6 protein-coding genes are annotated in these 7,435 nt (G+C 56.3%); 5 read left to right on the forward strand and 1 reads right to left on the reverse strand.

From position 1 onward, the window contains the following. Positions 1–112: 112 nt before the first annotated feature. Positions 113–2,134: an NADPH-dependent 2,4-dienoyl-CoA reductase gene (locus JHD74_RS21085; protein WP_199063452.1), complete on the forward strand. Its 2,022-nt coding sequence runs from the start codon at positions 113–115 to the stop codon at positions 2,132–2,134. Between the two features lie 39 nt (positions 2,135–2,173). Here the strand turns inward: JHD74_RS21085 and rlmG are convergent, their stop codons facing one another. Continuing rightward, positions 2,174–3,313: a 23S rRNA (guanine(1835)-N(2))-methyltransferase RlmG gene (rlmG, locus tag JHD74_RS21090; RefSeq protein ID WP_024528188.1), complete on the reverse strand. Its 1,140-nt coding sequence runs from the start codon at positions 3,311–3,313 to the stop codon at positions 2,174–2,176. A gap of 149 nt (positions 3,314–3,462) precedes the next feature. On the opposite strand from rlmG, the gene JHD74_RS21095 reads away from it, so the two are divergent. The 4 genes from JHD74_RS21095 to sstT all read left to right on the forward strand — a co-directional run bounded on the left by JHD74_RS21095 (position 3,463) and on the right by sstT (position 7,307). Further along, a complete protein-coding gene (locus JHD74_RS21095) occupies positions 3,463–3,969 on the forward strand; it encodes a M48 family metallopeptidase (protein WP_024528187.1) in 507 nt (168 codons plus the stop codon). A gap of 89 nt (positions 3,970–4,058) precedes the next feature. Continuing rightward, complete coding sequence (locus tag JHD74_RS21100; RefSeq protein WP_199063453.1) at positions 4,059–5,039, forward strand: Gfo/Idh/MocA family protein; 981 nt, start codon at positions 4,059–4,061, stop codon at positions 5,037–5,039. Position 5,040: 1 nt separating this feature from the next. After that, positions 5,041–5,778, forward strand: a complete 738-nt coding sequence (locus tag JHD74_RS21105) for a glutamine amidotransferase (protein ID WP_199063454.1) — start codon at positions 5,041–5,043, stop codon at positions 5,776–5,778. A gap of 293 nt (positions 5,779–6,071) precedes the next feature. Next, positions 6,072–7,307 carry a serine/threonine transporter SstT gene (gene sstT, locus JHD74_RS21110; protein ID WP_024528185.1) on the forward strand — a complete coding sequence of 412 codons (1,236 nt, stop codon included), beginning with the start codon at positions 6,072–6,074 and terminating at the stop codon, positions 7,305–7,307. Positions 7,308–7,435 lie beyond the last annotated feature (128 nt).

The following is a 7,435-nucleotide window of genomic DNA, read 5'->3' on the forward strand; positions in this document are numbered from 1 at the left end:
CACATTCAGCACATCCGCGTTTCCCAAGTACGCCGACAACGGCTAAATTTATCTCATCCGACCACTTGAGGGTCGTCTATAACTATAACGATAAACCCGATTGGAGACTGCAATGAGTGCTTACCCCAACCTGCTTGCGCCGCTGGATCTCGGCTTCACCACCCTGAAAAATCGGGTGCTGATGGGATCGATGCACACCGGCCTGGAAGAACTGCCTGATGGCCCCGAGCGTATGGCGGCATTCTACGCCGAGCGGGCCGCTGCCGGTGTCGCCCTGATCGTGACCGGCGGTATAGCCCCCAATGAGAAAGGCGTGGTGTATCGCGGAGCATCGGTCCTAAACCAACCACAGCAGGTTGCCCATCACCAGATCGTGACCGAGGCTGTCCATCAGGCTGGGGGTAAGATTGCCCTGCAAATCCTGCATACCGGGCGCTATAGCTATCAGCCACAGCCAGTCGCCCCTTCCGCACTGCAAGCGCCGATCAACCCATTCAGCCCAGCGGCGCTGACTACCCAGGAAGTTGAACAAACCATTGCCGACTTCGCCAACTGCGCAGCATTGGCACAGCAGGCTGGCTATGACGGCGTGGAAGTCATGGGGTCTGAGGGCTACCTGATTAACCAGTTCCTGGTCTCGCGCACCAACCAACGCACCGACCAATGGGGCGGCAGTTTCAGCAATCGCATGCGTTTCGCCGTGGAAATTGTGCGGGCCGTGCGCGAAGCGACCGGGCCGGAGTTTATTCTGATCTACCGCCTGTCGATGCTCGATCTGGTGGAGGATGGATCCAGTTGGCAGGAGATCGAACAGCTTGCCGTGGCGATCGAACAGGCTGGCGCAACGCTGATCAACACCGGTATCGGCTGGCACGAAGCACGTATTCCCACCATCGCCACCATGGTGCCACGCGCCGGGTTCAGTTGGGTGACGCGCAAGCTGATGGGCAAAGTGAAGATCCCGCTGATCACTACCAACCGCATCAACGATCCGGCGGTGGCGGAGCAGGTTTTGGCCGATGGCTGTGCCGACATGGTGTCCATGGCACGCCCGTTCCTGGCAGATGCGGCGTTCGTGCAGAAGGCCGCTGAAGGCCGTGCAGACGAAATCAACACCTGCATCGGCTGCAATCAGGCCTGCCTGGATCAGATTTTCGATCACAAACTCACTTCCTGCCTGGTCAACCCTCGCGCCTGCCGCGAAACCGAAATGCCATTGATCGCCACCGCAACGCCTAAAAAACTGGCCGTGGTGGGTGCCGGGCCAGCCGGATTAGCGTTTGCCACCACCGCCGCCAGCCGCGGGCATCAGGTAACCCTGTTTGATGCCGCCGAGCAGATCGGTGGCCAGTTCAATATCGCCAAGCAAATCCCCGGCAAGGAGGAGTTTCACCAGACGTTGCGCTATTTCCGCCGTCAGTTGGTGCTCAATGAAGTGGAGCTAAAGCTGGGGCAGCAGGTGCAACCGCAGGATCTGGCGAATTTCGATGAGGTGATCCTCGCCTGCGGCATCGTACCGCGTATGCCAGCCATTGCGGGCATCGAACACGCCAAGGTGATGAACTATCTCGATGTTTTGCGGGATAAAAAACCGGTTGGGCAACGGGTCGCCATCATTGGGGCCGGGGGAATTGGCTTCGACGTCGCCGAATACCTCAGCCAGCATGGCACCTCCAGTAGCCTGGATCTGGCAGCGTTTAACCGCGAATGGGGGATCGATTCACAACTAGAGCAGCGCGGGGGGCTGAGCGCCCTAGGGCCGGAAGTGCCATCCTCGCCACGCCAGATATTCCTGTTGCAACGCAAAACCAGCAAGGTAGGTGAAGGCCTGGGTAAAACCACCGGTTGGATCCATCGCACCAGCCTGGCTGTACGCGGCGTGAAAATGCTCAATAGCGTGAACTATCAACGTATTGACGACGAAGGTCTGCATATATTGCGTGCCGAGCAGGAAAGCTGCTTGCCGGTAGATACGGTGGTGATTTGTGCCGGGCAGGAACCGCGCCGTGAATTGCAGCAGCCGCTGCTGGAAATGGGGAAAACGGTGCATCTGATTGGCGGTGCCGACGTGGCTGCCGAGCTGGATGCCCGCCGCGCTATCGATCAGGGCACGCGGCTGGCCATGGCACTGTAATCCATTGATTTTACGGGCGCAGCATGCTGCGCCCCTACATCAATAACGCGCGCCAGACTTGACCGCTTTGAGGATCAAGAACTTCTGGTTGGAGGCCACGGTGGTGCAGTTGCCGAACAAACGCCTCAGCTTCTGGTAGTAATCCAGATGGCGGTTGCCGACGATCCACAGCTCCCCCCCCACTTGCAGGCAACGCTTGGCGTCGCAGAACATCTGCCAGGCGGTGTGATCGGTGATCGCATGCTGCTGGTGGAACGGTGGGTTGCACAGTACCGCCTGCAGGCTTTCACGCTCAATGCCCGCCAGCGAGTTGTTCACCTCAAACTGACAGCGATCCATCTCTTGCGGCAGGTTGTGCGCCACGTTCAGTTCACTGGAAGCCACCGCCATGTAAGACTCATCGACGAAGGTCATCTGCGCTTGCGGGTTCTGCACCAAGGCACGCATCCCGATAATACCGTTGCCACAGCCGAGATCGACAATATGGCCCTGCAAATCCTTCGGCAGATTTTCCAGGAACAGGCGTGCGCCAATATCCAGGCTACCGCGTGAGAACACGTTGGCGTGGTTGTGGATCAGCCAGTCCGTGCTGTCGAGCAGCCAGTCGGTGGTTGCCGGTGCTGCCGGTGGCACGATGTCAGCTACCTGGCAATAAATCAGACGGGCCTTTTTCCAGGCCAGGCTGGTGCGAGTTGGGCCAAGCACCCGCTCAAACACTTGCATGGTCGAGGTATGCACGTCACGCGCTTTGGCACCGGCCACGATCAGCGTATCGGGTGCCACCACATCACGCAGGGCACGTAATTGCTGCTCCAGAAGCGCCAGCGCTTTCGGGATACGGATCAACACCACCGCCGGGTTGGCAGGCAGTTCGGCCAGGCTGTCTTGCAAGGTGACCTGCTCAACATCGAGCTCATTCAGCTTGAGGTTATGGCGCGTCGCCAACTGGCTCATGTAAGAATCGCTGATGCTGAAAGGCTTATAGCCATGCAGAGCACAGGCCAGCGTGCCAAAGTTGTCGTTGAAAATCAGTACCGGGCGTTCACCGATGTCGACATTTTCCAACTGTTGCAGCAGATATTCGTCCGCCGCTTCCCACGCCTGCAGCTGGGTGGCTTCTTCCTGTTGGGGATAACGCTCCAGCTCAAGTTGCTGTGTTCCCAGATCGAGTTGGCTCATTGCCCCTCCTGAATGATAAATTTGGGCTGTTTATCCCCTAAAAACGCTCGGCAGTAAAATGTTTTTTGGGATTAATTGCCCATTAGGGGATTTGAGCAAGAAAACGTCATACAATGCTCGCCCCGGTTTACCACTGAATACTGAATAACATGTCCGAACTGAGCTACCTGCAAGGCTACCCCGATCATCTGCAAATGCAGGTGCAACAACTCATCAAGCAACAGCGGCTGGGCGAGGTTTTGTTGCAACGCTATCCGCAGGTGCATGGCTGCACCACCGACAAGTCGCTTTATCAGTTTACCGTCGATCTGAAAAATCAGTATCTGCGTAATGCTCAACCGCTGAGCAAGGTGGCCTACGACAGCAAAATCCAGGTGATGAAGCACGCCTTGGGGCTGCATACCGCCATTTCTCGGGTGCAGGGTGGCAAACTGAAAGCCAAAGCCGAGATCCGCGTGGCGACGGTGTTTAAAAACGCCCCAGAACCTTTCCTGCGCATGATCGTCGTCCACGAGTTGGCGCATCTGAAAGAGAAAGACCACAACAAGGCGTTTTACAGCCTGTGCTGCCATATGGAACCCAGCTATCACCAGTTGGAGTTTGATACCCGTCTGTATCTGACCCATCTCTCATTATTCGGCGAACTCTATGAGTAATAAGACTTTTTAAGCAAATATTCGCCTATTCTCTGCGGCGTGATAATCTGGTTCCTTGAGCTATCTTCCTGTGGAAACTGGAGTCACCCATGATTCGCTTTGCTGTTGTCGGCACCAACTGGATCACCGAACGTTTTATCGATGCGGCTCACGAAAGCGGCAAGATGAGGCTGACCGCCATCTATTCGCGTAAGCTCGAACAGGCGCAGGCCTTTGGCGCCAACTATCCGGTCGAACACTTCTTTGATTCGCTGGAAGCGCTGGCGCAATCCGACGTGATTGATGCGGTGTATATTGCCAGCCCCAACTCTCTGCACTGCCAACAATCTCTGCTATTCCTGAGCCATAAAAAGCATGTGATTTGCGAGAAGCCGCTGGCGTCAAATCTGCGCGAAGTGGAACAGTTGGTGGCCTGCGCACGGGAACATCAGGTGGTACTGTTTGAAGCGTTCAAAAGCGCCCACTTGCCCAATTTTCTTATCCTGCAACAGGCATTGCCGAAGATTGGCAAACTGCGTAAGGCATTTATCAACTATTGCCAATACTCCTCCCGCTATCCCCGCTACCTGGCCGGTGAAAACCCGAACACCTTCAACCCGCACTTTTCCAACGGCTCGATCATGGACATTGGCTATTACTGCGTGGCCAGCACCGTGGCGCTGTTTGGTGCACCGCAGTCGGTATTGGCTAGCGCAACATTGCTTGATACCGGGGTGGATGCCCACGGCAGCGTGTGCCTGAACTATGGTGACTTTGACGTGGTGATCAGCCATTCCAAGGTCAGCAACTCGGACATTCCGAGTGAGATCCAGGGCGAAGAGGGCACGCTGGTGATCGAAAAAATCTCCGAAGCCCAAGGCGTGGTGCTGACGCCTTGCGGTGAAAATAGCCAAGTACTGACCCAGCCGCAACACATCAATACCATGCTGTATGAAGCGCAAGTGTTTGCCGAACTGGTAGAAAAACGGCAGGTCGAGCATGAGGGCCTGGAAAATTCCCTGATCGTCGCCAGCCTGCTGACGGAGATCCGCCGTCAGACCGGCGTAGTCTTCCCCGCTGACGGAGAATAAAATGAAACCGCTGTTGTTGATGCAAACCGGTGATGCACCGCAGATGATCCAGCAGGAGCAGGCCAATTTTGAGCAGATGTTCCTAAAACAAGGGAATATCGATGCAGATCGCGTGCATATCGTGCACGTCCTTGCCGGTGAGACACCGTTTCCCCCAGAAGATTACTGCGGAGTGGTGATCACCGGTTCAGCAGCTATGGTGACCGAACGGCTTCCCTGGAGCGAACACGCAGCGGAATGGTTGCGCCAGGCAATGCAAATCAATCTGCCGATCTTTGGCGTGTGCTATGGCCACCAGCTTTTGGCTTATGCGCTGGGCGGCGAGGTGGGTTACCACCCGCAGGGCATGGAGGTTGGCACTCTCGAGATCGAGTTATTACCCGCTGCCCGCTCAGATAAGCGTATGGCTCCCCTGCCTGCGCGCTTCAACGTGAACCTGATCCATGCGCAAAGCGTATTAACGCCGCCGCCAGGGGCTGAAGTGCTTGCTCGCTCGCAACAGGACGCCTGCCAAATCCTGCGTTACGGCGATAACGTCCTGACCACCCAGTTCCACCCGGAATTTAACGGGGCGATCATGCAGCGCTACCTGAGCTGGCTCAGCGAGTTGGAACCGGCCAAGCAGAAAATTTATCAGCTTAAACAACAACAGGTTAGCGATACGCCATTCAGCCAGCAGTTACTGCAAGACTTTGTCGCCAGCCTTGGGGCCCAGCAGCCATTGGCCGCAGTCGGTTAAGGTTGGCTACCATAATCTGTTATCCGGGGCGCTAGACGCCCTGCGATTATTTGGCAAATAGCCATAAACGCCAAATGTTATGACGATCACACAAATGTAAACAGCATGTTATCAATCATTGATCCATGCAGGTAATTTCATCTTCTCCCCTTTTCAAGATCCCCCGTTTACTGAATACTGGCATAGCAAACATACTTAGTTACAGATATGACGATAAGTTGCCCGGCCACGTTTCAGCCGAGGCGCAGCAATCTGTACATCACATTCTCAGGGAGCGGAAACGCAAGAGCATCATGAATAAACTATTACTACGCATCACTCAGGGCAGTCTGGTTAAGCAAATATTGATCGGCCTGGTAGCGGGCATTGTGGTGGCACTGGTTTCGCCAGCCGCCGCCACAGCAGTTGGCCTGCTCGGCTCGCTGTTCGTTGGCGCGCTGAAGGCGGTGGCACCGCTGCTGGTGTTGATCTTGGTCATGGCTTCCATCGCCAACCATAAGCAGGGCCAGAAAACCAACATCCGCCCCATCCTGTTCCTCTACCTGTTAGGCACCTTTGCTGCCGCACTTACTGCCGTATTGGTCAGCTTTATTTTCCCTTCCACGTTGGCGCTGGCCGTGGGCACCACCGACATCAACCCGCCGGGTGGCATCGTTGAAGTGCTCAAAGGCTTGCTGATGAGCGTGGTGGCGAACCCATTCCATGCGCTGATCAACGCCAACTATATCGGCATCCTGGCCTGGGCCGTGGGGTTGGGGCTGGCACTGCGTCATGCCTCTGATACCACCAAATCGCTAATCACCGACATGTCCCATGCCGTGACCATGGTGGTTCGTGCGGTGATCCGCTTTGCGCCGCTGGGTATCTTTGGCCTGGTGGCGTCAACCCTGGCCGATACCGGCTTTAGCGCGCTGTGGGGCTATGCCCAACTGCTGTTCGTGCTGATCGGCTGTATGCTGCTGGTGGCGCTGGTACTGAACCCGCTGATCGTCTACTGGAAAATCCGCCGCAATCCTTATCCACTGGTGTTCACCTGCCTGCGCGAAAGCGGCGTTACCGCCTTCTTTACCCGCAGCTCCGCAGCCAACATTCCGGTGAATATGGAGCTGAGCAGAAAGCTGAATCTGAACGAAGATACCTATTCGGTTTCTATCCCTCTGGGGGCGACCATCAACATGGCCGGTGCCGCGATCACCATCACCGTGCTGACGCTGGCTGCGGTTCATACGCTGGGCATTCCGGTGGATGTGCCGACTGCACTGCTGTTGAGCGTGGTGGCTGCGATTTGCGCCTGTGGGGCTTCCGGCGTAGCCGGTGGTTCACTGCTGTTGATCCCGCTGGCTTGCAACATGTTCGGCATTCCTAACGAAATTGCGATGCAGGTCGTTGCCGTCGGCTTTATCATCGGCGTACTGCAGGACTCGGCAGAAACCGCGCTCAACTCCTCCACCGACGTGCTGTTTACCGCAGCGGCCTGTCAGGCGGAAGACCAGCGTTTAGCCAATGAAGATCCGCTGAAAGTTCGCTAAGTCCCCTCACCCCAACCCTTATGTCTTGATCTTCTCCGCCTTAGCGGAGAAGATCCCCGACAGATCATCGGGAGATAGCCGGTGAGCTCCCCCTAGCCCTTGTGCCTCTGAGCCCGCGGGAGAGATTG

Origin of the sequence: Serratia sp. ASV30, from assembly GCF_016428815.1 — a bacterium.
Lineage (GTDB): Bacteria > Pseudomonadota > Gammaproteobacteria > Enterobacterales > Enterobacteriaceae > Chania > Chania fonticola_C.